Genomic DNA, 26,373 nt, shown 5'->3' on the forward strand with positions numbered 1-26,373 from the left:
GATCTGTATTGGCCGGGCGGGCCTCATCGCGGGCAAGCCTCGCTCCTACAGATGCGCTCAGGCGGCGCTCAGGGGCGGCAGGGTGCCGAGCAGGGACACGGCGGCCACCGCGGCGATCCCCAGCAGCCATTCCAGCAGCACGCTACGACGCAGGGTGCCCAGGCGCTGCTGGCAGTCCTCGATCCGCAGGCGGTTGAACAGGGCCAGGGCGAACATGCCGCACACCAGCAGCACCTTGATCAGCAGGATCAGGGCAAAGCCGGACAGCAAGGGTGTCGGCCACAGCTGGCCGGTCAGCACTCGTACATTGATCAGGCCGGTGACCAGCAACCCACCTACGAGCCCGTAACCCACGCCGCTGAAACGCAGTAGGACCCGCTCCAGAGGCTGCTCGCCGGGCTGCCGCAGAGTCATCAGCAGCACCAGCAAACCGCCGAGCCACAGGCTGACGCAGCCCAGGTGGACGATCTGGTTGAGGATCAGCAACTGGCCGCCGAGGCCGTCGAGCATGGCGCCGTGGCCCACCGGGGCGAGGGTGGCCAGCAGCAGGGCGGCGAGGATCAACCGTAGCGCCAGCCGCTCACCCAGGCGAGTCAGCAGCACAACCACCAGCGCGCCATTGAGCAGCAGATGCCAGCTCCACACCTGGCCAAAAAAGGTCTTGCCCAGCACCAATCGCAGGGTGGCCGGGTCCAGGGCCGCGGCGCCGCTGCCGGCCATGCTGGCGGTGATCAGCAGCAACCAGCAGACGCCCGTGGCCAGGGCGATCCCGGCCAGCCAGCAGCCGAGTCGGGTCAGGTTGCGATCCAGTGCGGCGAAGGGCTCGCGCCCCAACAGCAGGGGCCTGAACACCCAGGCCCCGAACAGTAAAAGGACTGCCGCGAAATGCACGAAGCGGCAGAGCACCAACAGGGTCGACATCGGTTACTGGCCGACCTTGAAGCTGTAGCTGCCTTCGCTCGTGTGGGTATCGACCGACACCGCGTGCCACTCGACCTTGTAGGCGCCCGCCGCCAGCGGCGCCGCCGGAGTCACGATCAGGGTCTTCTTGTCCGCGCCTTCGGTGGCCAGGGCCTTGACGGCGACCGCCGCGCCATCCTTGCTCAGGCTGACTTGGGTGAAGGCCGCCTCGACGCCTTCGGAGAACACCAGGCGCAGTTCGCCCGGCGCGCTCACCGTGCTGTCGGCGGCCGGGACCTGGCTTTGCAGGTGGGCGTGGGCGAAGGCCGAGGAAGCGGCAACGAGAGAGGCCAGCAGGGCGCTGGCGGTCAGCAGTTTTTTCAGCATGGGAAATACCTGTTCAATGAGTGTCGGGTCGTCGCTGGGCCTATGAGTATAAGGACCGTGGCAGGGGCCCTGGATGAAACATCGGCGCGGCGTTCAAGGGGTTTTCAGGCGCATATGGATGATCGGGAACGGCCGGCCCTGGCCGTCGGTTTCCGAGCGGCCGATGTCTTCGAAACCGTAGTGCCGATAAAAACCGTGGGCCTGGGGGTTCTGTTCGTTGACGTCGACAGTGAGTCGCGGATGGCGGCTGCGCACGTGGTCCAGCAGTTGTCGACCGACGCCCTGGCCACGGCGGGCCGGTTCGATAAACAGCATTTCCACTTTTTCACCGGCGCTGGCGATAAAACCGGCCGGGGTGCCGTCGTCGTCCTCCAGCAGCCAGACCTCGAGGGCCGGCAGGTAGGTGTCGCGCACCAGGGGGTAGAGCAGTTGGATATCGTCTTCGCTAATGAAGTCGTGGGTGGCCCGTACCGAGCGTTCCCACAGGGCGGCGAGCTGCGGGTCGTCCGCGGGCCAGCGTTTTCGAATGTGCATGAGCATGATCCATGGCGGCGTTGCAGGATGGCCGAAACCCTCAGGGTTCGGCGGCGAAAGTCCTGCCTGCATGTCCGTGTCGCGAATCAACGCCTGGACGGAACACTTCAGGTGCCTGGGAAGAAGGCGGGAAGGATCCTAACCAATCGTTTTTGCCGGGAAAAGCCAGGTTCAGGAAGTTTCGTTTTTGTACGAAGGCCAATGGTAGTCTTGCAGCAGACTGTTTTCAGGGAGCCCATATGGGCAATCACAAGATCGAGATCCGTCGCAGCAACGTCGAGAAGATCCTCCTGGCGGCGGAAAAGGTATTCGCCGAAAAAGGCTTCAGCGGCACCGCCATGGCCGATATCGCCGCCGAAGTGCAATTGCCGCGCTCCAACCTGCATTACTACTTCAGCACCAAGAGCGAGCTGTACAGCGCGGTGCTGCTGGAGCTGCTGGAACTGTGGAAGCAGGACGCCCTGTGCTTCGAGATGTTCGACGACCCTCGGGTGGTGCTCAGCAGCTACATCCGCGCCAAGATGAACCATTCCCGCAGCCGGCCCTATGGCTCGAAAGTCTGGGCCAACGAAATCATCCACGGCGCGCCGACCCTGGGCGAGGCCCTGGACGCCAGCCTGTACGACTGGGCGAAGATGAAGGAAGCGAAGATTCGTCAGTGGGTCGAAGACCAACGCATCCTGCCGGTGGAGCCGTCGAGCCTGCTGTACATGATCTGGGCCTCGACCCAGCACTACGCCGACTTCGACCACCAGATCATGATCATCAACGAGCACCAGCCGCTGTCGGACATGCAGTTCGAAAAAGCGGTGCAGACGGTGACCAGTGTGATTCTGCGGGGGATTGGGTTGGAGCCCTGAAGCCTCCGCGAACCCTGTAGCCGCTGCCGAGCCCCGGCGAGGCTGCGATCGACCGCACAGCGGTCGCCAAACCAGGCGGCGCGTTCTTGCTGACAGACTGCGTTGGCAGGTTTGGCGAGGACTGCGTCCTCGATCGCAGCCTCGCGGGGCTCGGCAGCGGCTACAAGGGGCAGGCGTCAACCTTTACGTCCATCGCGAGCAAGCTCGCTCCTACAGGACAATGCATACCTTGTAGGAGCGAGCTTGCTCGCGATGACGTCAGTCCAGCCAATGATATTGACCCGGCGAACCTCAAACCGCCTCGCGATACGGATTGCGCGGATCATGCTGCCAGTCGAGGAATGGCTTGCCGGTGTCCTGGGGCACCATCTCGATGCAGTCCTGCACCGGGCAGGTGATCTGGCACAGGTTGCAGCCCACGCATTCGGCGTCGATCACCTCGTACTTATGCGTACCGTCGGCCTGCCTGAGGCTGGCGATGGCCTGGTGCGAGGTGTCTTCGCAGGCGATATGGCAGCGGCCGCAGCCGATGCAGGCGTCCTGGTCGATCTTGGCGATCACCTGATAGTTGATATCCAGGTACTTCCAGTCGGTGGTGTTGCCCACGGCCTTGCCGGAAAACTGCTGCAGGCTGCTGTAGCCCTGGCTGTCCATCCACCGCGACAGGCCGTCCTTCATCTCCTCGACAATCCGAAAACCATGCAGCATCGCCGCCGTGCACACCTGCACCGCGCCGCAGCCCAGGGCGACGAATTCCGCCGCGTCGCGCCAACTGCCGATGCCGCCGATACCGCAGATCGGCAGGCCCTGGGTCTGCGGGTCGCGGGCGATTTCGGCGACCATGTTCAGCGCGATCGGCTTGACCGCCGAGCCGCAGTAGCCGCCGTGGGTGCTCTGGCTGCCGACCATCGGATTGGCCACCATGCGCTCCAGGTCGACGCTGGTGATCGAGTTGATGGTGTTGATCAGCGACACTGCGTCGGCGCCGCCGCGATGGGCCGCGCGGGCGGCCATGCGGATATCGGTGATGTTCGGCGTCAGCTTGACGATCACCGGCAGCGAGCAATAAGTCTTGCACCAGCGGGTGACCTGCTCAACGTACTCCGGTACCTGGCCGACCGCCGCGCCCATGCCGCGCTCCGGCATGCCGTGGGGGCAGCCGAAGTTCAGCTCGATGCCGTCGGCGCCGGTGGCTTCCACCAAGGGCAGGATGTTTTTCCACGACTCCTCGACGCAGGGCACCATCAGCGACACGATCAGCGCGCGGTCCGGCCAGTCCTTTTTGACCTGGGTGATTTCCCTGAGGTTGATCTCCAGGGAGCGGTCGGTGATCAGTTCGATATTGTTGATGCCCAGCACTTCGCGGTTGGCGCCGAAGTGCGCCGAGTAGCGTGACGACACGTTGACCGCCGCCGGGTCCTCGCCCAGGGTTTTCCAGACCACGCCGCCCCAGCCGGCCTCGAAGGCGCGGACCACGTTGTAGGCCTTGTCGGTGGGCGGCGCGGAGGCCAGCCAGAACGGGTTGGGGGCCTTGATACCGGCGAACACAATCGAGAGATCGGCCATTTACGCAGCCTCCATGTTGAGCATGAGTTGGGCATGCATGGCTTCGGCGGCCCGCTTGCCGTGTTGCACCGCCTGGACGGTGAGGTCCTGGCCGAGGCTGACGCAGTCGCCGCCGGCATACACCCCGGGGATACTGGTGCGCAGTTGTTCGTCGACCTCGATGCGCTCGCCGGCGCGCTTGAGCTCGCGGGCCAGCGGGTCGCCCAGCGCGGCGCCATCGAACGCCTGGCCGATGGCCTTGAAGATCGCGTCGGCGGCCAGCTCGAAGGTTTCCCCGGTGGTCTGCAGCCGGCCCTCCACCAGGCGGGTGCGGGCGAAGCGCATGCCGCGTACCCGGCCCTGGGCGTCGAGCAGGACTTCCTCGGGCGCGGCCCAGGTCAGCAGGCGCACCTGATTGGCCTTGGCGATGTCCTGTTCGTGTTGAGTGGCGCCCATGTCCTCGACGCCGCGGCGGTACACCAGGTTGACATCGCGGGCGCCGAGGCGGGCCATCTGCACCGCCATGTCGATCGCTGTGTTGCCGGCGCCGAGGACGATGCAGTGGTCGGCCAGGGGCAGTCGGGTGAGGTCGTCGGCCTGGCGCAATTCACGGATGTAGTCGGTGGCGGCCAGCAGGCCGGGGGCGTCCTCATGGGGCAGGCCCAGCTGTTTGCTGGCGGCCAGGCCCAGGCCGAGGAACACCGCGTCGAACTGCTGGTGCAGTTCGGTGAGGCTCAGGTTGTCGCCGAGTTTGTGCCCGTGGCGGATCTCGATGCCGCCGATCTGCAACAGGAAATCCAGCTCCTTCTGCGCGAAGTCGTCCACCAGCTTGTACTTGGCGATCCCGTATTCATTGAGGCCGCCGGCCTTTTCCCGGGCTTCGAAAATCACCACCTCATGGCCGTGCATGGCGCAGCGGTGGGCGCACGATAGCCCCGCCGGCCCGGCGCCGACCACGGCGATGCGCTTGCCGCTGGCGGCGGCGCGCTGGAACGGGTGCTGGCTGAAGTGCGCGTTGTCCACCGCGTAGCGCTGCAACAGGCCGATCAGCACCGGCGCGCATTCCTGGGCGTTGTTGCGCACGCAGGCCTGCTGGCACAGGATCTCCGTCGGGCACACCCGGGCGCAGCTGCCGCCGAGGATATTGGCCGAGAGAATCTTCTGCGCCGCACCCTGCACGTTATCGGTGTGGATATGGCGGATGAACGAGGGAATGTCGATCTCGCTGGGGCAGGCGTTGACGCACGGCGCGTCGTAGCAATACAGGCAGCGCGAGGCTTCCAGGTGCGCCTGGCGGTCGTTGAGCGGCGGCGCCAGGTCGCTGAAATGGCCGGCGAGGGTGGCCGCATCCTCCTGGGGATGGGGCAAGTGGTTCAGGGTCTTGATCACGGTTCTGGCCTCACGGTTTTTTGTCGATTGCCTCTGACGGGCATTGTTCTTCACCAACGGGACGGACACCCCGCTGGACTCGCTGCAACGCGTCCTGTAGCCGCTGCCGAGCGCAGCGAGGCTGCGATCGGGTTGGGCGGCATTCCGACGAAGCGGCCGTAAAACTGCCTACCGCGTTCTACCTGGTACACCGCAAGCGCAGGTTTTGCGGCAACTGCGTTGCCGGTCGCAGCCTCGCTAGTGCTCGACAGCGGCTACAGGGATCGCGGAGATCACAGGTCGCCGGGCTCAGCGTTTGACGGCCGTCGGCCTGTGCGCCTCGGCGCGTTTGCTCAGCAGGTCGAACACCGCCGGATAGGCCGGGCGCTCGACATACCGGCCTGCGCCGCGCTCGGCGCGCAGGTCGCCGTCGGCCCAGACCAGCTTGCCCTGGCTGATGGTGTGGCTGGGCACGCCGCGCACGGTCTTGCCTTCGAAGATGTTGAAGTCCACCTGCTGGTGGTGGGTCGCGGCGGAGATGGTGCGGCTGCCTTGCGGGTCCCAGAGCACCAGGTCGGCATCGGCGCCGACGCGGATCGCGCCCTTGCGTGGGTAGAGGTTGAAAATCTTCGCCGCATTGGTGGAGGTCAACGCGACGAAGTCCTGCATCGACAGGCGCCCGCTGTTCACCCCTTCGTCCCAGAGCACGGCCATGCGGTCTTCGATGCCGGCGGTGCCGTTGGGGATCTTGCTGAAATCGTCGCGGCCGGCGGCTTTCTGCTCGGCGCAGAAGCAGCAGTGGTCGGTGGCGGTGGTGTGCAGGTTGCCCGATTGCAGGCCGTGCCACAGCGCGTCCTGATGCCCGCGAGGGCGGAAGGGCGGGCTCATCACGTAGCCGGCGGCGGTCTGCCAGTCCGGGTGGCGGTACACGCTGTCGTCCAGCAACAGGTGCCCGGCCAGCACTTCGCCGTACACCGGCTGGCCCTTGCCGCGGGCGTAGGTGATTTCGTCCAGCGCCTCTTTGGTCGAGACGTGCACCAGGTACAGCGGCGTGCCGAGGGTTTCGGCAATGCGGATCGCGCGGCTGGCGGCTTCGCCTTCGACCTGGGAAGGGCGCGACAGCGGGTGGGCTTCCGGCCCGGTGATGCCCTGGGCCAGCAACTTGCGTTGCAGGTGGTAGACCAGTTCGCCGTTCTCCGCGTGCACCGTTGGCACGGCGCCGAGTTCCAGGCAGCGCTCGAAGCTTGCCACCAGGGTGTCGTCGGCGGCCATGATCGCGTTCTTGTAGGCCATGAAATGCTTGAAGCTGTTGACCCCGTGCCGGCTCACCAGCTCGGCCATTTCCTCGCGCACCTGCTCGCTCCACCAGGTGATGGCGACGTGGAAGCCGTAGTCCGATGCCGACTTCTCGGCCCAGCCGCGCCACTGGTGAAAGGCCTCCAGCAGGGACTGCTGCGGGTTGGGAATCACGAAGTCGATGATCGAGGTGGTGCCGCCCGCCAGGCCCGCCGCGGTGCCGCTGAAGAAGTCTTCGCTGGCCACGGTGCCCATGAAGGGCAATTGCATATGGGTGTGAGGATCGATGCCGCCGGGCATCAGGTATTGGCCACTGCCATCGAGCACTTCGCAGCCTGCAGGACTGTCCAGATTCTGGCCGATGGCCTTGATCACGCCGTCGGCGCACAACACATCGGCTTTATAACTTTCATCATGGGTAATAACGGTGGCGCCACGGATCAACAGAGACATTCCGAGTTCCTCGCAGGCATGACCGGCTTATGCCGGTTCTAGTGTTCTTGTAATAAGCAGGCTGCGGAATTTTTATTCCTGTCAGCGGTGTCAGGAATAAAAACTAGCTGGTGTTCGATCAATCGGCAAGATTATTTTTTATAAGCATATATAGATATTAAGTGATTGAAATATAAGGTTTTAATTCGTAAATCCGCAAAATGGTGCAGCCTTTCACCATTTTGACGCACTTGACAGGATCGAAATATGAGCAAGATTTCCTATGTGAAATCAGCCGCTTGAAGGAGGCCTGTGGCCATACGAAAGTTTGAAAAAAGTTTGCGTGCACCAGATTGAGTCCTGACCCGATGGACAACTAGCCCGGCATTCGGCCTGAGTGAACCGGCACGTTATCCAAGACAGGAAGTTGTTCAGAATAAAACTGAAGAAACATCAGTTGTTTACATGGATTTTACCGACTGTGGAGCTCCGTCGATGGACCAGCCGGCACGCTTATTGAGTGCCGCCGTCGACAGGATGGCCGGTCGGTAAAAGTCGTCAGTTCTCCGGCCATCGCCGGGCTGGCAGCACGTCTGCCGGCCCGCCCGATGAGCAAAAATAATCAGAAAAAAGTGGAGCGGCCATGCAACAGAACAGATCTCAAGTGACCGAGCGTGCCGGCCTGTACGAGCTGGACGCCGGCAGCGACGTGCTCGACAGCCCCCGTTACAACCACGATATCGCGCCGACCAAGGTCCATGAGCGCACCTGGAACAAATGGCACATCACCGCGCTGTGGGTCGGCATGTCGATCTGCGTGCCGACCTACACCCTGGGCGGCGTGCTCACCGCCTATTTCGGCCTGACCGTGGGCGAGGCGCTGCTGGCGATCCTGCTGGCCAATATCGTGGTACTGGTCCCCCTGACCCTCAACGCCTTCGCCGGCACCAAGTACGGCATCCCGTTCCCGGTGCTGCTGCGTGCGTCCTTCGGCGTCCTCGGTTCCAACGTGCCGTGCCTGATCCGCGCCCTGGTGGCCTGCGGCTGGTTCGGCATCCAGACCATGTTTGGCGGCCTGGCGATCCACCTGTTCCTCGGCTCGATCTTCGAGGGCTGGAAGGCCCTGGGCGGCACCGGCGAGGTGATCGGCTTCATGATCTTCTGGACCCTCAACCTGTGGGTGGTGCTGCGTGGCGCCGAGTCGATCAAGTGGCTGGAAACCCTGTCGGCGCCGCTGCTGGTATTGGTGGGCGCGGGGCTGCTGGTGTGGGCGTTGCCCAATGTGTCGCTGAGCGAACTGCTGGCGCAGCCGCCCAAGCGTCCGGAAGGGGCGAGCGTCTACAGCTACTTCTTCGCCGGGCTCACGGCGATGGTCGGTTTCTGGGCCACCCTGTCGCTGAATATCCCGGACTTCAGCCGCTACGCGAAAAGCCAGAAGGACCAGATCCTCGGGCAGATTTTCGGCCTGCCGCTGACCATGTTCCTGTTCGCCGCCCTGGGGGTGGTGATGACCGCCGCCTCGGTGAAACTGGTGGGCGTCACCGTCTCCGACCCGGTGAGCCTGATCGGCCATATCCAGAGCCCCGGCTGGGTGGCCCTGGCCATGGCGTTGATCATCATCGCCACGCTCTCGACCAACACCGCGGCGAACATCGTCTCGCCGACCAACGACTTCCAGAACATCGCGCCCAAGCTGATCGGCCGCACCAAGGCGGTGATCCTCACCGGGCTCGTCGGCCTGGCGCTGATGGCCCACGAACTGCTGAAAAAGCTCGGCCTGCTGGTCTCGGATGTGAGCCTGGAGACCGTGTATTCCAACTGGCTGCTGGGCTATTCCAGCCTGCTGGGGCCCATCGCCGGGATCATGGTGGTGGACTATTTCATCATCCGCAGACAGCAGCTGGACCTGGCCGGGCTGTACCGCGATGACGTGTACCCGGCGTGGAACTGGTACGGCTTTATCGCCTTCGGCGTGCCGGTGGCGCTGACCCTGTTGTCCCTGGGCAGCGATGCGTTCAGCTGGTTCTACAGCTACGGCTGGTTCACCGGCTCGGCGCTGGGCGGGATCATTTACTACGGGCTGTGCAGCCTGGGCAGCCCGCGAACCGCGACCGCCAAGACGCCGGTGTGATGGACGGACCCTGTAGGAGCGAGCTTGCTCGCGATTGGCCAGCAGACATAACGCGATCCAACAGGCAGACAAGGTTGTTTGCACGTTTATCGCGAGCAAGCTCGCTCCTACAAGGGGCCGTGTCGCTTTTTTGCGCGATGCGATCCACCAGACACCACAGTACCCAAGACGAGCCCGACCTCGTCAACGACAACCAGAAAAGCCTGAGGAGATCACCATGAACGCTGCCGTCGACGTTCTGCAATCCAGCCACCGGCACATCAACCGCGACCGCTTGTGGCAGTCGCTCATGGAGCTGGCGAAGCTCGGGGCCACGGTCAAGGGCGGGGTCTGTCGCCTGGCCCTGACCGACCTCGACCGCCAGGCCCGCGACCTGTTTGTAAAATGGTGCGAGGCCGCGGGGTGCACGGTCACGGTGGATGGCATCGGCAATATCTTCGCCCGCCGCCCCGGGCGTAACCCGCAGCTGCCGCCGGTGATGACCGGCAGCCATATCGACACCCAGCCCACCGGCGGCAAATTCGATGGCTGCTTCGGCGTGCTGGCCGGGCTCGAAGTGCTGCGCACCCTCAACGACCTCGGGGTGGAAACCGAGGCGCCGCTGGAAGTGGTGGTGTGGACCAACGAAGAGGGCTCGCGCTTCCCGCCGTGCATGATGGGCTCCGGGGTGTTCGCCGAGAAATTCACCCTGGAAGAGACCCTGGCCAAGACCGATGCCGAGGGCGTGAGCGTCGGCGATGCGCTGAACGCCATCGGCTATGCCGGCAGCCGTAAGGTCAGCGGGCACAAGGTGGGGGCCTACTTCGAAGCCCATATCGAGCAAGGGCCGATCCTCGAGGACGAGAAGAAAACCATCGGCGTCGTACTCGGCGCCCTCGGCCAGAAATGGTTCGACCTGAAGCTGCGCGGTGTCGAAGCCCACGCCGGCCCGACCCCGATGCACCTGCGCAAGGACGCCCTGGTCGGCGCGGCGGCGGTGGTGGCTGCGGTCAACCGCGCCGCCCTCGGCCATCAACCCCATGCCTGCGGCACCGTGGGTTGCCTGCAGGCCTATCCCGGTTCGCGCAACGTGATCCCGGGCGAGGTGCGCATGACCCTGGACTTCCGGCACCTGGAACCGGCGCGCCTGGACTCGATGATCGCCGAGGTACGCCAGGTGATCGACAGCACCTGCGAAGAACATGGCCTGACCTTCGACCTGCAGCCGACCGCGGACTTTCCGCCGCTGTATTTCGACAAGATCTGTGTCGACGCGGTGCGCGAGGCGGCGCAGGGGTTGGGCCTGAGCCATATGGACATCGTCAGCGGCGCCGGGCACGACGCGATCTTCGTCGCCGAACTGGGGCCGGCGGGGATGATCTTCGTGCCCTGCGAAGGCGGCATCAGCCACAACGAAATCGAAAACGCCGACCCCGACGACCTCGCCGCCGGCTGCGCGGTGTTGCTGCGGGCGATGCTGGCGGCGTCCCAGGCCGTGGCCAAAGGACAACACGTCGCTTGACGACCATCGTCCACCTGTAGGAGCGAGCTTGCTCGCGATAAACCAGAGGGCACCGCATTTCTCCAGGAAGCGGCGCGTTATCGTTGACGGTCATCGCGAGCAAGCTCGCTCCTACAGGTTTGCGGTGGTCGTGAGAACACCACTTCTGTAGCCGCTGCCGCAGGCTGCGATCGCCCGGAACCGGCGCGGCGATCTCAAGGCCGATTGAGGTTCGTCGGGATATCGGGAACCAAGGCCCTGCGGGCCTTATCGCAGCCTCGCGGGCTCGGCAGCGGCTACAGGGTGATGTTGTGATCGGCCATCGCATGCAGCTTGGGATCGTCCACCCGAACCTAAGCTAATTCCCAAAAAGTATTTATATCTTGATTCTTAGATCGATTAGCTTTTAGCGACTTTCCTGTCTCCCAGAAGGTCCGCCTCCATGCGCCTGCCCTTTGCTTTGCGTCGTAGCTTGTCGATCACCGCCCTGGCCGGTCTGGCGCTGGGCATGGCCCTTGATGCCCAAGCCGATACCGACCTGCGTATCGGCTACCAGAAATCCTCGACCCTGCTGGCGGTGCTCAAGGCCCAGGGCACCCTGGAAAAACAACTGGCGGGGCAGGGCGTGAAGATCTCCTGGCATGAATTCACCAGCGGCCTGCCCCTGGCGGAATCGCTGAACGTGGGCAACGTCGATATCAGCGCCGATGTCGCCGACACCGTGCCGGTGTTCGCCCTGGCCGCCGGAGCCAAGCTGACCTACTTCGCCACGGAAACCCCGTCGCCTGCGGCGCAGTCCATCGTCATTCCCAAGGACTCCACCCTCAAATCCCTGGCCGACCTCAAGGGCAAGCGCGTCGCCGTGACCAAGGCCGCCGGCAGCCATTACCTGCTGATCGCCGCGCTGCGCGAAGTCGGCCTGAGTTTCGCCGATATCCAGCCGGTGTACCTGACCCCGGCCGACGGCCGTGCCGCCCTGGAAACCGCCAAGGTCGATGCCTGGGTCACCTGGGAACCCTTCGTCGCCAGCGCCGAACGCCAGCAGGGCGCGCGGGTGTTGCACGACGGCCAGGGTCTGGCCAGTTACCGGCGTTATTACCTGGCCTCCAACGATTACGCCAAGGCTCACCCGGAAGTGCTGAAGCAGGTGTTCGCCGAGTTGCAGAAGACCGGCACCTGGGTCAAGGCGCACCCGACGGAGGCGGCAAAACTGCTGGGTCCGCTGTGGGGCAACCTGGACGTGAGCACGGTGGAGCTGGCCAACAGCCGCCGCACCTACAAGGTGGAAGCGGTGCAGCCGGACGCCCTGGGCGAGCAACAGAAAATCGCCGACGCCTTCTACCAGGAAAAACTCTTGCCCAAGCCGGTGGATGCCCGCGCGGTGCAACTGTGGAGCCCCACGCATTTGTAACTGAGCCTTGGCTCGCCTTCTTCGGCGAGCCCATTCCCCTGGGGTAGCCGGCTGGCCGGCCCCACCCATTTTCCCTTTGTCATCACCGCCGGTTACGCCGCTGCGCGCCCGGCGTCAGGAGTTCCTGTGTCCGCCGTTCACCCCCAAGCGGCCTTTGCCGTCCCAGCCTCGTCCGCCCCGCAACCGGCCAGCGCCGAGGTGGTGCTGGAGCTGCGCAACCTGACCAAAAGCTACGGCCGCGGCTCGTCCGCGCCGGCGGTGGAGCAAGTCAGCCTCAGCGTGCGCCGTGGCGAAGTGCTGTGCCTGATGGGCACCTCCGGCAGCGGTAAATCCACCTTGCTGCGGCACATCAACCGGCTGATCGAACCCAGCAGCGGCGAGGTATTGATCGACGGCGCGGCGATCAGCCAGCTCTCGGCCAAGGACCTGCGCACCCTGCGTTCGCGGCGCATCGGCATGGTCTTCCAGCACTTCGGCCTGCTGCCCCATCGCAGCGTGCGCGACAACGTCGCCTTGCCCCTGGAACTGCGCGGCGAACCCGAGGCGCTGCGCCAGGCCGCCGCCGATGTGCAACTGCGGGCCATGGGCCTGGAGGGTTGGGGCGAGCACTATCCCCATGAACTGTCCGGTGGCATGCAGCAGCGGGTTGGCCTGGCCCGGGCGCTGGTCAGCGAGCCGGACATCCTGCTGATGGACGAACCCTTCAGCGCCCTCGACCCGACCATCCGCCGCGACCTGCAAAGCCACTTCCTGCGCCTGGTGCGCGAGCGCGGCATCACCACCTTGCTGGTGACCCACGACCCGGCCGAGGCCTTGCGCCTGGCCGACCGCATCGCGGTGCTGCGCCAGGGCCATCTGATCCAGCTCGGCAGCCCCGGCGAGTTGCTGGAGCACCCGGCAGACGCTGAGGTGGCGGACTTCTTCCAGGAGCACGGCGCGCGCAGCGACACGGTTGTCGCGGCGCCCGTGGCTTCGGCTAAAACAGCGGCCGCTCCGGCGCCCGCGGCCCCGGGGTTTTCCTTCTGGCAGGCGCTGTTGCTGGGGCCGGCGGCCTTGGCCGCCAGCGGGCATGGCGCCTTGTATTGGCTGGGCTTCGCCCTGGAATTGGCGGCGGCCAGTGCCCTGGGCCAATGGTTGGCCAGCGCCAGTCTCGGTTGGGCTGGGTTGGCGATTCTTGGCCTGCTGCTCAGCCGCCTGCTCAGCGTGACCCTGGCCCGCCGTCCGAGCCGCCAGGGCCGTTCCGATTGGCGCCTGCCGTGGCTGGTGCTGCTGTTGTGCCAGGGCCTGGTGTTGTGGCGGGTAGTAGCGGTGGACGCCAGCGGCCCCTGGCTGCAATTTCCCGCCGACCGCCAGGCGCTGCTGAGCACCGCGGCGGCCATCGACCAATTGATCGCTTGGTCCCAGGTCACCTTCGAAAGCACCTTCGTCGGCGTGATAGTCGCCGTGCGCACGGTGATCGAAAGCATCGAAAGCCTGCTGGGCTGGCTGCCCTGGCCCGTGCCGGCGCTGGCCCTGGTGCTGCTGGCCTGGCGCTCGGCCGGCGCGGCCCTGGCCCTGACCAGCGCGGCGGCCTTGCTCTATATAGGCCTGTTCGGCTTCTGGGAGCGGACCATCGCCACCCTGGCCCTGGTGGGGTCCTCGGTGCTGCTGTCGCTGCTGATCGGCGTGCCCGCCGGCATCCTCCTGGCCAAGCGCGCCCTGGCGCGGCGCCTGATCACGCCCTTGCTGGATGTGATGCAGACCCTGCCGACCTTCGTGTACCTGATCCCGGCGGTGGCATTCTTCTCGGTGGGCAAGACTCCGGCGGTGATCGCCACGCTGATCTTCGCCCTGGCGCCGATGATCCGCCTCACCGCCCTGGGGATCCAGGAAGTGCCCAGGACCGCCGTCGAAGCGGCCCTGGCCCATGGCGCCACGCCGTGGCAGATCCTGACCAAGGTCGAGCTGCCCCTGGCCGCCGGCTCGCTGCTGCTGGGGATCAACCAGACCCTGGTGATGAGCCTGTCGATGGTGGTGGTCGCGGCGCTGATCGGCGCCGGCGGCCTGGGCTACGACGTGATGACCGCGCTGCGCAATATCAAGGGCGGCGAGGGCATGTTGGCCGGCGCCGCGATCGTGTTCTGCGCACTGATTCCCGACCGCATCATTCAAGCGACCCTGCGCCAGCGGGATCGCGCTTTCCATCAGCCATGAGGTGTCTCTTGAACAAGTCGTTTTCCCGTACCCTGGGCGCCGCCGCGCTGCTGTTGGGGTTGTCCCTGCCGGTGCTGGCCAAGGACAAGATCGTCATCGGCGAACAGAACTGGACCGGCGCCATCGCCATCCAGAACATCCTCGGCGAGGTGATCAAAAGCCGCCTCGACGGCGACGTGTCTTATCTCGCCGGTGACATACCGGTGCTGTTCGCCGCCGCAGCCAAGGGCGACGGCTCGGTGGATGTGCTGACCGATATCTGGCTGCCTAATCAATCCGCCGCCTGGGCCAAGTACGTCACTGGCGGCACCCGCTCACTGGTGCCGAACAAGCAGCCCTACCTCGGGGTCCAGGGCTTCTATATCCCCGGTTACCTGCAAGACAAGTACGGCGTGAAGTCGGTCTACGACCTGCAGAAACCCGAAGTGGCGAAACTCTTCGAACCCCTGGGCGGCGGCAAGGCGCAATTGCTGGTGGGCCCGGCGGGTTGGGAGTCGACCTATATCGGCCAGATCAAGGCCAAGGATTTCGGCTTTGCCGATAAATTCGAATCGGTGTCCACCGAAGCCTCGGTGACCTACGCCAAACTCGCCGCGGCCTACAAGGCCCAGCGCGGCGTGGTGTTCTACGCCTACACCCCGGACTGGATCTTCTCCGCCTTCGACCTGCGCCGCCTGGACGAGCCGGCGTTCGACGGCTACGCCCAGGACAACAAGAAGGGCGACCCGCTGTACAAGGCCGACGGCTGCTGGAAATTCGTCAGCCCGACGGTGGACGCCGACTGGCTGAACAAGAGCAAGATAACCTGCGCCTACCCGGACGCCCGGGTCTATGTCCTGGCTTCCACTTCGCTACAGAAACGCGCGCCACGGATCGCCGCCTTCCTGGAAAACTTCAGCATCGACCCGCAGGTGCTGAACGACCTGATCCTCAGGATCGAAAAGGAACAGCAACCGGCGGCGCAAGCGGCCAAGGCCTGGGTCCAGGCCAACCCGGCGATCGTCGATCAATGGCTGGGCGCCAGCGGCGAGAAAGTCGGATCGGTGCAGTGAGCGAGGAGTATCGGAACATGAGCGGGATCAAGCAGGCGACCTTCGGCGCGGGCTGTTTCTGGGGCGCGGAAGCCGCGTTCCGGGCGCTGCCGGGGGTGGTGGAAACACGGGTGGGCTACGCGGTGGAGGCGGGTGACGAGTCGTTGCGGATCGAGGTGGTGCAGGTGGATTTCGATCCTCGGGTGTTGGCTTATTCGAGCCTGATCGAGCACTTCTGGGGGCTGCATGATCCGACTTCGGTGGATCGGCAGGGGGAGCATGGAGGGGGGAAATATCGTTCGGCGATCTTCCACACCGACGCCCTGCAGGCTGAACAGGCACGGCAGGCTAAGACGGCCCTGCAAGACTCCGGCCGTCTCAACAAACCCGTGGCCACAGTGGTGGTGCCGCTGGGGCGGTTTGAGTTGGCGGATGAAGGGCATCAGCGGTATTTGGAGAAGAATGGGTTGAGTAGTTGCCATATCTGAGGCGCTGGCCGCAGGTGGTTTTGCTCTCGCGGCAGGTTGGCTTCTGTAGGAGCGAGGCTTGCCCGCGATAGCGGTAGTGGTTTCGCTGGTGATGTTGGACGGGGTACATATCCGTTTCTGCGGTCACGGCCACTTAGGGTTCCGCCCTTACGGCGGGTCACTTTGGAAGAGCGCCAAAGTAACCAAAGCGCTTTGCCCCACCACTCGGTGCCTCGCCTAGGCTCGGCATACCCTCACTCCGGCATTGATCCGTGGGCCGCCGCCACAGGCCATCCATGGCCTGGGGCGGCTAACCCGGCATCCCTGCCGGGTTACCCACGGCTCAATGCCTGCGTTCGGCCATCGTGGTTAACGGGGCGTTCAGATCAAAAGCCAAAGCCAAAGCCAAAGCAAGAGCCAAAGCCAAAGCAAGACGGCGGCCTGCCGGCCTGGGGCTGAGTCGCTCCCTGTAGCCGCTGCCGAGCCTGCGAGGCTGCGATCGACCCCGAAGGGGGCGCAAGGTTTTGAGATCGCTGAAGGCCTGCGGCCTTATCGCAGCCTTCGGCAGCGGCTACAGGGAGGTGTGTGCTGTGAGGCAGTGGGTTGCGCATCTTCTGTAGGAGCGAGGCTTGCCCGCGATGGCGTCTGTTCTGGCGCTGCATTTTTTGGATGGGGTACATATCCATTCCTGCGGTCACGACCACTTAGGGTTCCGCCCTTACGGCGGGTCACTTTGGAAGAGCGCCAAAGTAACCAAAGCGCTTTGCCCCACCACTCGGTGCCTCGCCTAGGCTCGGCATACCCTCACTCCGGCATTGATCCGTGGGCCGCCGCCACAGGCCATCCATGGCCTGGGGCGGCTAACCCGGCATCCCTGCCGGGTTACCCACGGCTCAATGCCTGCGTTCGGCCATCGTGGTTAACGGGGCGTTCAGATCAAAAGCAAAAGCAACGCGAGGCGGCCTACCGGCCGGCCTGGATTCAACGGCGCTCCCTGTAGCCGCTGCCGCAGGCTGCGATCGGCCCGAAGGGACGCCAAGCCTGTATTCACGGTTTGCCTGATGCCCCCCATCGCCTGGTTTTACGGGCGCTTCGCGCCCGATCGCAGCCTGCGGCAGCGGCTACATGGCTACGGCTACAGAACGCACGCTTTCAAACACAGGCCGGCCGGTAGGCCGCCTCGCGTTGCTTTTGATTGTTTGCCCCATCGGGAGGCCGAGTGGAGGTTCTGCGCAGTGGGCAACTCGGCAGGGATGCCGAGTTAGCCGCCCCAGGCCATGGATGGCCTGTGGCGGCGGCCCACGGAGCAGGACCGGAGCGAGGGAATCCGAGCCTTAGCGAGGACCGGACGCCAGGGGCAGGGCGCTTTGGTTACTTTGGGCTGGGCCGGCTTCCGGACTTTCCAAAGTGACCCGCTGTAAGAGCGGAACCGTAAGTCGCCGTGACCGCAGGAATGGATATGTACATAGGAGGATTGAGGTTCACGACTGCTGTACGGTCGAGTGATAGCAAGCACGCAATATCGAGCTTTCTATAGCCCCGCCTCTGGCATCAAGCGCCAGCTTTCCACCCCCCACCCAACGCCACCACCAACCCCACACTCGCCTGCAACCGCCGAGTCTGCAGCGCCTGCAAACTACGTTGCGCCTGCAACGCCACGGTCTGCGCCGTCACCACCTCCAGATAACTCACCGCCCCCGCCCGATAACTGTTCATCGCCAAAGCCTGCGTATGCTCGGCGGCATTCACCGCCGCCTGCTGGTCCAGCGCCTCTTGCTGCAAATCCCGCAACTGCCCCAGGTTGTCCTCCACCTCGCGCACCGCCCGCAGCACCTGGCTGCGGTAGTGGGCGGCGGCTTCTTCGAATTCGGCGTGGGCCTGGCGTTCGTTGGCGCTCAGGCGGCCGCCGTCGAAGATCGGCAGGTTGACCAGGGGCCCCAGCGCCCAGTAGCGATTGCCCGCCGCCAGCAGGTTGCCGCTGCCCTGGGTCTGCCCGCCGAGCAGGCCGGTGAGGCTGAAGTCCGGGTACCAGGCAGCCCGGGCCACGCCTATGTTGGCGTTGGCGGCGAACACCCGGCGTTCGGCGGCGGCGATGTCCGGGCGGCGTTGCAGCAGGGCGCTGGGCAGTTGTTGCGGTACGCCAGGCAGGGTCAGTGCCTGAGTGGCCGCGGGCAGCTGGAACTGGCTGGCCGGCTCGCCCACCAGTTCGCCGATCGCGTGTTCGGTGAGGTTGCGTTGCCCGCGCACTTCGTCCAGCTCGGCTTCGGCGCTGGCCAGCTGGCTTTGTGCGCGGGTCAGGTCCAGCTCCGAGGCGATCTGCCCCTGATAGCGGCTGCGGGTCAGTTGCAGGGCCTGGGCGTAGTCGTCCAGGGACTGGCTGAGGATCGCGCTCTGCGCATCCAGGCCATTGAGCTGCACATACAGGCTCGCCAACTGCTGTTGCAGGCTCAGCCGCGCCACCGCCAGGTCGTCGGCCGAGGCTTCGGCCTGGGCATCGCCGGCGGCCACCTGGTTGCGAATCCGCCCCCACAGGTCCGGGTCGAAGCTCAGGGCAAAACCGGCGGTGTTGCTGTTGTACACCGAAGGCTGGCTGCTGCCGCGCAACGGCCGGTGGTCCGACTGGCGTTGGCGCAGCGACTGGCCGCTGGCGCTGATCTGCGGGAACAGCCCGGCATGCAGCTGGCTGGCATAGGCCTGGGCCGCGTCGAAGTGTGCCAGCGCCGCCGCCAGGTCCGGGTTGGCCTTGAGCAGGCGCTGTTGCAGGTCATCCAGGCGCGGGTCCTGGTACAGCAGCCACCACTGGCTGGCCAGTTGATCTGCCGGTTGTGCCGGATGCCAGGGCCCGTCGCTGGTCTGTTCGCGGTAGTGGGCCGGCAGCTCCACGGTTGGCACCTGGTAGCCGGGCGCCAGGGAGCAGCCTTGCAAGGCCAGCAACAGCAATACAGCAAGCGGTTCAAGCCTTGGGCGCATGCTCACCTCCGGCGTCGGCCAGTTGCACCAGGTCGCCTTCGCGCAGGGCATCGGGCGGGTTGTCGATGACCCGGTCGGCGGCTTGCAGACCCTGGTCGATCACCAGCCGCGCGCCGAGGTCGAGGCCGATATGGATGTCGCGCAGGTGCACGTGATTGTGCTCGTCGAGCAGCGCCACCTGGGTGCCCTGGGCGCGGAAGATCAGGGCGCTGGCCGGGATGCTCACGCCCCGGGTGTCGGCGGGCAGGGCCAGGGCGGCCTCGGCATAGTCGCCGGGCAGCAGCGCGCCGTCGGGGTTGTCGGCGACGAACTGGGCGAGCAGGGTGCCGGAGCTCTGGTCGATGGCGGTGGAGTCGCCGATCAGCCGCGCGCTGAAGTGCTGGCCGGGGTGTTCCGGTACCGTCAGCTCAGCAGTGAGGCCGGGGCGGATCACGCTGGCGTAGTTCTGCGGCACCGGCACGTAGAGCCGCAGCTTGTGGGTGTCGGCCAGATCGAACAGCTGCGGATCGCTGTCGTTGTCGGCCTTGATCAACTGGCCGATATCGGTGTGGCGCGCGGTGATGGTGCCGGCGAAGGGCGCGCGGATGGTCTTGTAGTTCTCCAGGGCCGAGAGCCGCGCGTAATCGGCAGCGGCCGCTTCGGCATTGGCCTTGGCGGCCGCGGCGTTGGAGGTTTTTTCATCGGCCTCCTGGCGCGACACCGAGTGGCTGGCCACGAGATTCTGCCAGCGCACGGCGGTGGTCTGCGCCAGCCGCGCATTGGCCTGTTCCTGCACCAGCCGGGCATGGGCCTGCGCCAGCTGCTGGTCGAGGTCGGGGCTGTCGATTTCGGCGAGGACTTGCCCGGCCTGGACCTTGGCGCCGATGTCGCTGTTCCAGCTTTTCAGGTAGCCGCTGACCCGGGCGTGGATCGGCGCCTTGCTCCAGGCTTCCAGGTGCGCCGGCAGGCGCAGGGTGTCGCCCTGGCGGTTCTGCTGCGGCTGTAACACCAGCACCTGGGGCACGGCGGCGGTTTCGGTCCAGGCGGCCACCGCGCGTTCATGGCGGGTGCGCGCGGCCAGACCGTTGGCCACCAGCAGGGCGGCCAGGGTCAGGCCGCCGATGCCGAGCCACAGCAGGCGTTTGCGCGAGGGGGTGTGTTCAGGCGACATGGGTACTTTCTCCAGCGACAGCGCGAGTGGGGTGACGCCCGTGGACCAGGCTGAATACCACGGGAACAAAGAGCAGGGTGGCGGTGGTGGCGAGGATCAGGCCGCCGATCACGGCGCGGCCCAGGGGCGCGTTCTGCTCCTCCGACAGGGCCAGCGGCAGCATGCCGATGATCATCGCCAGGGCGGTCATGCACACCGGGCGAAAGCGCGTATAGCCGGCCTCCAGCGCGGCCTTCAGGGCATCGCCGTGTTCGGCCAGGCGTTCGCGGCAGAAGCTCACCACCAGGATCGAGTTGGCCGTGGCCACGCCCATGCAGAGGATGGCCCCGGTCAGCGCCGGCACCGACAGCGAGGTGCCGCTGAGGAACAGCATCCACACAATCCCGGCCAGGGCCGCCGGCAGCGCGGTGATGATCACGAACGGGTCGAGCCAGGACTGGAAGTTGACCACGATCAGCAGGTAGATCAGCACCACCGCGCCCAGCAGGCCCAGGCTCAGGCCGCTGAAGGCTTCATGCAGGGCGTCGATCTGCCCGTGCAGGCTGATGGTCGCGCCCTTGGGCCGCAGCGCCTGGCTGTCATCGAGGACTTTCTGGATATCCCGGGCCACGCCGCCCAGGTCGCGGCCCTGGACGTTGGCGTAGAGGTCCAGGGTGGGCTGGATGTTGTAGTGGGTGACCACTGCCGGGCTGTCCACCCGCGAGATGCTCGCCAGGCCGCCGAGGATCTGCGACTGGCCGTTGCTGCCGGTCACCGGCAGGGCCTCGAGGGACGGCAGGCTGTCCAGGCGGTATTGCGGAGTGGCGGCGACGATCGAATAGGACACGCCGTTCTGCGGGTTGAGCCAGAAGGTCGGCGCCACCTGGGAACTGCCGGCCAAGGAGGCCACCATGCTGTTGGTCACGTCGCGCTCGGTAATGCCCAGGCCATTGGCCCGCAGGCGGTCGACCTTGACCGCCAGCGAGGGGTAACCGGTGGACTGCTGGATACGCAGGTCGGCGATGCCCGGCACATGCTGCAGGCGCCGTTGCAGCTCCAGGGCATAGGCGCGGTTGGCGGCGCCGTCGGGGCCGGAGATTTTCACGTCCAGCGGCGCCGGCGCGCCGAAGTTGAGGATCTGGCTGCTGATGTCCGCCGGCAGGAAGGCGAACTGGCTGCCGGGAAAACTTTCCGGCAGGGCTTCGCGCAATTGCTTCACGTAGTCGGCGGTCGGCGCGTGGCCGGGCTTGAGGGTGACCTGGATATCGCCATCTTGCGGGCCGATGGTGCCGCTGCTGCTGTAGGCCATGTCGATGCCGCTCAGGGGGATGCCGATATTGTCGATCACGCTGTCCAGTTGCTCCGGCGGAATCACCTCGCGAATCCGCGCCTCGATGCGGTCGAAGGCTGCCGCGCTTTCCTCGATCCGCGTGCCCAGGGGCAGGCGCACATGCAGGGCCAGGGCGCCGGCGTCGGTGGCCGGGAAGAAGTCCTGGCCGAGGCTCGGCAGCAAGGCGAAGGAGGCCAGCACGCAGGCGAGGAAACCCAGCAGGAAGCGCTTGCGGTGGGCCAGGGCCAGGTTCAGCAGGCCATGGTAGGTGTCACGGACATTGGAGAAGCGCCGCTCGAACCCCTGCTGGAACCCCAGCAGCCCGCGCACCAGGGCATGCCGTGGCCGGGCGTGCTGTTCGCCTTCGTGGTGGTTGATGAATTCGTCTTCCGGGTGATGCCCCGGGCCTGCTTCCGGCACATGGGGCTTGAGCAGGTACATGGCCAGGGTCGGCACCAGGGTCCGCGAGAGGATGAACGAGCTGGCCATGGCGAAGATCACCGCCAGGGCCATGGGCCGGAATAGGTAACCGGCGATGCCCTGCAACAGGAACATCGGCACGAAGACGATGCAGATGCACAACAGCGAGACGAAGGCCGGGCCGACGATCTGTTTGGCGCCGTCGAGGATCGCGGCCTTCACCGCCTTGCCCTGTTCCAGGTGCCAGTTGATGTTCTCGATGGTCACCGTGGCATCGTCTACCAAAATCCCCACCGCCAGCGCCAGTCCGCCCAGGGTCATGACGTTAAGGGTCTGGCCGCTGGCGGCGAGCAGGGCGATGGCCGCGAGCACCGCCAGGGGGATCGAGGCGGCGATGATCAGGGTCGAGCGCCAGCTGCCGAGGAACAGCAGGATCATCGCGCTGGTCAGCAGCGCGGCGATGATGCCTTCGCGGGCCACGCTGCCCACCGATTGCTTGACGAACACCGAGGCGTCGCCCAGCAGCGAAGTCTTCAGCGCCGGCGGCAGGGTTTCGTCGATGCGCGGCAGCATCTGGCGAATGCCATCGACGATCGACAGGGTGGAGATATTGCCGTTCTTCAGCGCCGGCATCAGCACCGCGCGGTGGCCGTCGACCCGCACGATATTGCTCTGCGGCGGCGAGCCGTCGCGCACATGGGCCACCTGGCCGATGGTGATCAGCGCGCCGTCGACGGTCTTGATCGGCAGGTCGTTGAGCTCGTCGATGGCGCTCGGGCTGTTGTTCAGCAGCACCGTGTACTCACTGGCGCCGAGCTTGGCGGTGCCCACCGGGATGATCTGGTTCTGCGCCGCCAGGGCATTGCCCACGTCCTGCGCCGACAGGCCCTTGGCGGCTAGCGCCTGCGGGTCCAGGTCGAGGGTGATCTGCCGCTGCTTGCCGCCCATGGGCGTCGGCATCGCCAGCCCCGGCACCGAGCTCAGGGGCAGGCGGATATTGTTCTGCACCAGGTCGCGGATTTTCGCTTCCGACAGGGTCGGGCTGGAGAAGGCCATCTGCAGGATCGGCACCGTCGAGGCGCTGTAGTTGAGGATCAGCGGCGGGGTGATGCCCGGCGGCATCTGCTTGAGCACGGTTTGCGACACCGCCGTGACCTGGGCGTTGGCGGTGCGGATATCCACCCCCGGCTGGAAGAAGATCTTGACGATGCCCATGCCCGGCAAGGATTGCGACTCGATGTGCTCGATGTCGTTGACCGTGGTGCTCAGGGAGCGCTCGTAGGTGTAGATCACCCGCCCGGCCATGGCGTCCGGCGACAGGCCGGTGTACTGCCAGACCACCGCCACCACCGGAATGCCGATATCGGGGAACACATCGGTGGGCGTACGCAGGGCCGCCAGCGGCCCGATGATGCAGATGAAAATCGCCAGCACGATAAACGTGTAGGGCTTGAGCAGAGCGGTCTTGACCAGCCCGAGCATGGGGTGGACCTCCGAGGCGGAAACAAAGCTCGGCAGTCTCCAGCGACCCACCTAACACGCGGCTTTCAGCCAGGTGAAGGAAGTTTTAGGTTGGGCCTGAATTTCCTTTCACGGGGATTCATTTGTCCTCTGCATGGGGCCTCGACAAGCTGGATGGCAATCCGGCGCGACTGCTTTTTTCGCTTCGCCCTGTGTCGTTTTTTTTACTGCCGAGGTACCTGCCATGAATACCAAACCCCTGCTGCTGATTCCCGCCCTGAGCCTGGTGCTGCTGTTATCCGCCTGCGCCGGCCCGATGCCCCAGCCCGACCCCAAGGAAGCCTGGATCAGCCTCGAAGAAGAGGGCCCCAGCGACCTGCTGGCCGAACGGGTCGACGGCAAGAACGTCGACGACGGCCGCTACTTCGAAGTCCAGCCCGGCGCCCACCGCCTGGACGTGACCCTGTTCGAAGAAGTCGGCGGCGACTCCAACCAGGTCGACTGCCACGGGCATGTGAGCTACCCGAACTTCCAGGCGGGGGAGCATTACAAGCTGGTGGAATCGACCCTGGGCACCGAGGTGCGGGCGCGGTTGTTGGATGCCCAGGGGAAACAGGTGGCGAGTGCGCATGGGTTTGAGTGTATGCCGGGGTGATAGGGCTGTCGGCGTTGCTCAATCCAGGAAATTTCGCTCAATAGAAAGAGAGGCGGCTGACTGCACGTTGATTGAGGGCCGCCTGATGATGGTGGACTACATCCTTCAGGCAGGACCCTTTTTATGAATCAAGCACTGCCATCCACCGATGCGGCCTTCAACGAAGTGGCGCAAATGATCGCCGCCGCGCGCCAACGGGCGATGCGGGCGGTGAACACCGAACTGGTGGAGCTGTATTGGCAGGTCGGTGCCTATATCAGTCGTAAGATCCAGGCGGCGGAGTGGGGCGATGGAGTGGTTCAGCAACTGGCGGATTATCTTGCGCGGCAGCAGCCGGGGTTGCGGGGTTTTACCCGGCGTAACCTGTTCCGCATGCGGCAGTTCTATGAGGTTTATCGAGGCGAGGAGAAAGTGTCAGCACTGCTGACACAATTACCCTGGACCCAGAACCTGATCATTCTTGCGCAAGGCAAGCGGCCAGAAGAGCGCGAGTTCTACCTACGCATGACGATCCAGGAACAATGGTCAACCCGGGAACTGGAGCGCCAGATCAAGTCGGCCCTCTTTGAGCGTTCACTGACCCAACCGGCAAAAGTCTCGACAGCGTTGAGACAAATTCACCCAGAAGCTCTAAAGGTGTTCAAGGACGCCTATGTAGTGGAGTTTCTCGACCTGGCCCAAGGTCATAGCGAAGCCGACTTGCACAGTGGGTTAGTGCAGCAACTGAAAGACTTTCTGATCGAAATGGGGCGGGACTTCTGTTTTGTCGCTTCACGCTACCCATTGCAGGTTGGCGGGCGTGATTTTGTGCTGGATCTACTGCTGTTCCATCGTGGGTTGAATTGCCTGGTGGCCATTGAACTTAAGGTCGGGCGCTTCGAGCCGGAACACCTGGGCAAGCTGGATTTCTACCTGGAGGCGCTGGACCGTCAGGTGCGCAAACCCCATGAGAACCCGGCCTTGGGTGTGTTGCTCTGTGCCAGCAAGGACGACGAGGTGGTCGAGTACGCCCTCAACCGCTCACTCTCACCCGCATTGATCGCCGAGTATCAGACACAACTGCCGGACAAGAAGCTGCTGCGGGCCAAGCTGCATGAGTTTTATGCGCTGAATCCTCAGGCGGTTTGAGCCTCCTTATCGGACCCCAAATTATTTTTCCACCACCCCGTCACAAACCGCCAGGCTGACCCGTCATGTCGGTGTATCCCTCAATTAACGGAGCCACCCCATGTCATCCAGCCACCCGACCCAAGCCGTCAACCTGCTGCAAACCATCCCCGAGATCTTCGAAAGCCTGGGCCAGGTCCATGGCCTGATCGACGCCCACGGCCTGGACCGCAAACTGCACCACCTGGTGGTGTTGCGCGCCTCGCAGATCAACCAGTGCGGCTTCTGCGTGAAGATGCACACCCGCGAGGCCCGTGAAGACGGCGAAAGCAACGAGCGCCTGGACCGCCTGGTGGTCTGGCGCCATGTCAGCGATTTCAACGCCGCCGAACGCGCCGCCCTGGCCTGGACCGAAGCCCTCACCGTGCTGCGCGAAGACACCGACTTCGGCCCGCTGCGCGCCGCCCTGCGCGAACATTTCAGCGAAGCGCAGATCGCCGCCTTGACGGCCGATATCGGCATGATCAACCTGTGGAATCGCTTGCAGGTGTCGAGGCACTGAGGATGGATCGAATCGATGACACGACGGTGTTCGAAAGCCGTCGCAGCTTCCTGCTGGGCCTGGCCTACCGCCTCCTCGGCTCGCGCGCCGAGGCCGAGGACGTGGTGCAGGACCTGTTCATCAAATGGCTGGAGGCCGACAAGGCCTCCATCGCCACCCCGGCCGCCTGGCTGACCACCGCCTGCACCCGGCACTGCATCGACCTGCTGCGCTCGGCCCAGCGCTCGCGACTGGACTACGTCGGCACCTGGCTGCCAGAACCGATCCATACCCTGCATCACGACTCCCCCGAACAGAGCCATGAACTGGCCTCGTCGCTGTCCACCGCCTTCCTGCTCCTGCTCGAACGCCTGACCCCCAAGGAACGCGCCGCCTACCTGCTGTACGACATCTTCGACCTGGACTACCCCCAAGTCGCGCAAACCCTCGGCGTCCAGGAAGCCACCTGCCGCAAACTGGTCTCCCGCGCCAAAGCCAGCCTGGGCAACACCCAAGCGCGCTACCAGCCAGACCCCTCACGCCAGGAACAACTGCTGACCGCCTTCCACACCGCCATCACCAGCGGCTCGACCCAAGGCCTGGCCGCCATGCTCTCCGAAGACGTCGAGCTGTGCGCCGATGGCGGCGGCAAAGCCAGCGCCATTCGCGAGACCTTGTATGGGCTGGAAGCGGTGCTGGCGTTTGTGGGCGAGTCGTTGAGCCGG

At 65.1% G+C, this 26,373-nt stretch carries 20 protein-coding genes; 11 read left to right on the top strand and 9 right to left on the bottom strand.

The genetic code is table 11. The features are described 5' to 3' along the window. Positions 1-57 precede the first annotated feature (57 nt). The 3 genes from copD to J4D28_RS13985 form a co-directional block, all read right to left on the bottom strand. Positions 58-921, bottom strand: coding sequence for a copper homeostasis membrane protein CopD (copD, locus tag J4D28_RS13975; protein WP_041986738.1), 864 nt, complete (start codon positions 919-921; stop codon positions 58-60). 3 nt (positions 922-924) lie between these two features. Then, positions 925-1,287, bottom strand: coding sequence for a copper homeostasis periplasmic binding protein CopC (gene copC / locus J4D28_RS13980; protein ID WP_016702788.1), 363 nt, complete (start codon positions 1,285-1,287; stop codon positions 925-927). A 93-nt stretch (positions 1,288-1,380) separates the two neighbouring features. Next, the gene (locus J4D28_RS13985) at positions 1,381-1,821 is read right to left on the bottom strand and encodes an acetyltransferase (protein WP_016702787.1); all 441 of its coding nucleotides are present in this window, start codon (positions 1,819-1,821) and stop codon (positions 1,381-1,383) included. 239 nt (positions 1,822-2,060) lie between these two features. Between J4D28_RS13985 and J4D28_RS13990 the strand changes: the two genes are divergently transcribed. Then, a complete protein-coding gene (locus J4D28_RS13990) occupies positions 2,061-2,681 on the top strand; it encodes a TetR/AcrR family transcriptional regulator (protein ID WP_007922198.1) in 621 nt (206 codons plus the stop codon). A gap of 291 nt (positions 2,682-2,972) precedes the next feature. On the opposite strand, the gene preA is transcribed toward J4D28_RS13990, so the two are convergent. The 3 genes from preA to hydA form a co-directional block, all read right to left on the bottom strand. After that, positions 2,973-4,247: an NAD-dependent dihydropyrimidine dehydrogenase subunit PreA gene (gene preA, locus J4D28_RS13995; RefSeq protein ID WP_103331050.1), complete on the bottom strand. Its 1,275-nt coding sequence runs from the start codon at positions 4,245-4,247 to the stop codon at positions 2,973-2,975. Further along, complete coding sequence (locus J4D28_RS14000; protein WP_103331049.1) at positions 4,248-5,615, bottom strand: NAD(P)-dependent oxidoreductase; 1,368 nt, start codon at positions 5,613-5,615, stop codon at positions 4,248-4,250. It lies immediately after the preceding gene. Between the two features lie 288 nt (positions 5,616-5,903). Then, a complete protein-coding gene (hydA, locus tag J4D28_RS14005) occupies positions 5,904-7,343 on the bottom strand; it encodes a dihydropyrimidinase (protein WP_103331048.1) in 1,440 nt (479 codons plus the stop codon). A 622-nt stretch (positions 7,344-7,965) separates the two neighbouring features. Here hydA and J4D28_RS14010 point away from each other — a divergent pair. From J4D28_RS14010 to msrA, 6 genes are all read left to right on the top strand, one after another. Then, positions 7,966-9,453, top strand: a complete 1,488-nt coding sequence (locus J4D28_RS14010) for an NCS1 family nucleobase:cation symporter-1 (RefSeq protein ID WP_009048421.1) — start codon at positions 7,966-7,968, stop codon at positions 9,451-9,453. 217 nt (positions 9,454-9,670) lie between these two features. After that, positions 9,671-10,954 carry a Zn-dependent hydrolase gene (locus J4D28_RS14015; RefSeq protein WP_103331047.1) on the top strand — a complete coding sequence of 428 codons (1,284 nt, stop codon included), beginning with the start codon at positions 9,671-9,673 and terminating at the stop codon, positions 10,952-10,954. A gap of 421 nt (positions 10,955-11,375) precedes the next feature. Beyond that, on the top strand, positions 11,376-12,344 hold the full coding sequence (locus J4D28_RS14020; RefSeq protein ID WP_103331046.1) for an aliphatic sulfonate ABC transporter substrate-binding protein: 969 nt from the start codon (positions 11,376-11,378) through the stop codon (positions 12,342-12,344). Between the two features lie 126 nt (positions 12,345-12,470). Further along, on the top strand, positions 12,471-14,537 hold the full coding sequence (locus tag J4D28_RS14025; protein ID WP_103331045.1) for an ATP-binding cassette domain-containing protein: 2,067 nt from the start codon (positions 12,471-12,473) through the stop codon (positions 14,535-14,537). After that, complete coding sequence (locus J4D28_RS14030; RefSeq protein ID WP_103331044.1) at positions 14,534-15,589, top strand: glycine betaine ABC transporter substrate-binding protein; 1,056 nt, start codon at positions 14,534-14,536, stop codon at positions 15,587-15,589. Before J4D28_RS14025 ends, J4D28_RS14030 begins: the two co-directional genes overlap by 4 nt. 17 nt (positions 15,590-15,606) lie before the next feature. Then, positions 15,607-16,056, top strand: a complete 450-nt coding sequence (msrA, locus tag J4D28_RS14035) for a peptide-methionine (S)-S-oxide reductase MsrA (RefSeq protein ID WP_103331043.1) — start codon at positions 15,607-15,609, stop codon at positions 16,054-16,056. Between the two features lie 1,530 nt (positions 16,057-17,586). Here the strand turns inward: msrA and J4D28_RS14040 are convergent. The 3 genes from J4D28_RS14040 to J4D28_RS14050 are packed head-to-tail and all read right to left on the bottom strand — an operon-like array spanning position 17,587 to position 23,366. Further along, entirely contained in the window at positions 17,587-19,005 is a 1,419-nt protein-coding gene (locus J4D28_RS14040; RefSeq protein ID WP_103331042.1) for an efflux transporter outer membrane subunit, read from the bottom strand. Further along, positions 18,989-20,155, bottom strand: a complete 1,167-nt coding sequence (locus J4D28_RS14045; protein WP_103331041.1) for an efflux RND transporter periplasmic adaptor subunit — start codon at positions 20,153-20,155, stop codon at positions 18,989-18,991. Before J4D28_RS14045 ends, J4D28_RS14040 begins: the two co-directional genes overlap by 17 nt. Continuing rightward, positions 20,145-23,366 (bottom strand): efflux RND transporter permease subunit, encoded by a 3,222-nt coding sequence (locus tag J4D28_RS14050; RefSeq protein WP_103331040.1) that lies wholly within the window; start codon positions 23,364-23,366, stop codon positions 20,145-20,147. The genes J4D28_RS14045 and J4D28_RS14050 overlap by 11 nt, the downstream gene beginning before the upstream one ends. Before the next feature lie 223 nt (positions 23,367-23,589). Between J4D28_RS14050 and J4D28_RS14055 the strand changes: the two genes are divergently transcribed. From J4D28_RS14055 to J4D28_RS14070, 4 genes are all read left to right on the top strand, one after another. Then, entirely contained in the window at positions 23,590-24,000 is a 411-nt protein-coding gene (locus J4D28_RS14055) for a hypothetical protein (RefSeq protein WP_103331039.1), read from the top strand. A gap of 123 nt (positions 24,001-24,123) precedes the next feature. Then, entirely contained in the window at positions 24,124-25,128 is a 1,005-nt protein-coding gene (locus J4D28_RS14060) for a YhcG family protein (protein WP_103331038.1), read from the top strand. A 100-nt stretch (positions 25,129-25,228) separates the two neighbouring features. Continuing rightward, positions 25,229-25,669 (top strand): carboxymuconolactone decarboxylase family protein, encoded by a 441-nt coding sequence (locus J4D28_RS14065; protein WP_103331037.1) that lies wholly within the window; start codon positions 25,229-25,231, stop codon positions 25,667-25,669. Between the two features lie 2 nt (positions 25,670-25,671). After that, on the top strand, positions 25,672-26,373 hold a 702-nt coding region (locus J4D28_RS14070), incomplete at its 3' end, for a sigma-70 family RNA polymerase sigma factor (RefSeq protein ID WP_207246426.1).

Origin of the sequence: Pseudomonas sp. GW531-T4 (assembly GCF_017349615.1) — a bacterium.
In the GTDB taxonomy this organism is placed as follows: Bacteria; Pseudomonadota; Gammaproteobacteria; order Pseudomonadales; family Pseudomonadaceae; genus Aquipseudomonas; species Aquipseudomonas chlororaphis_I.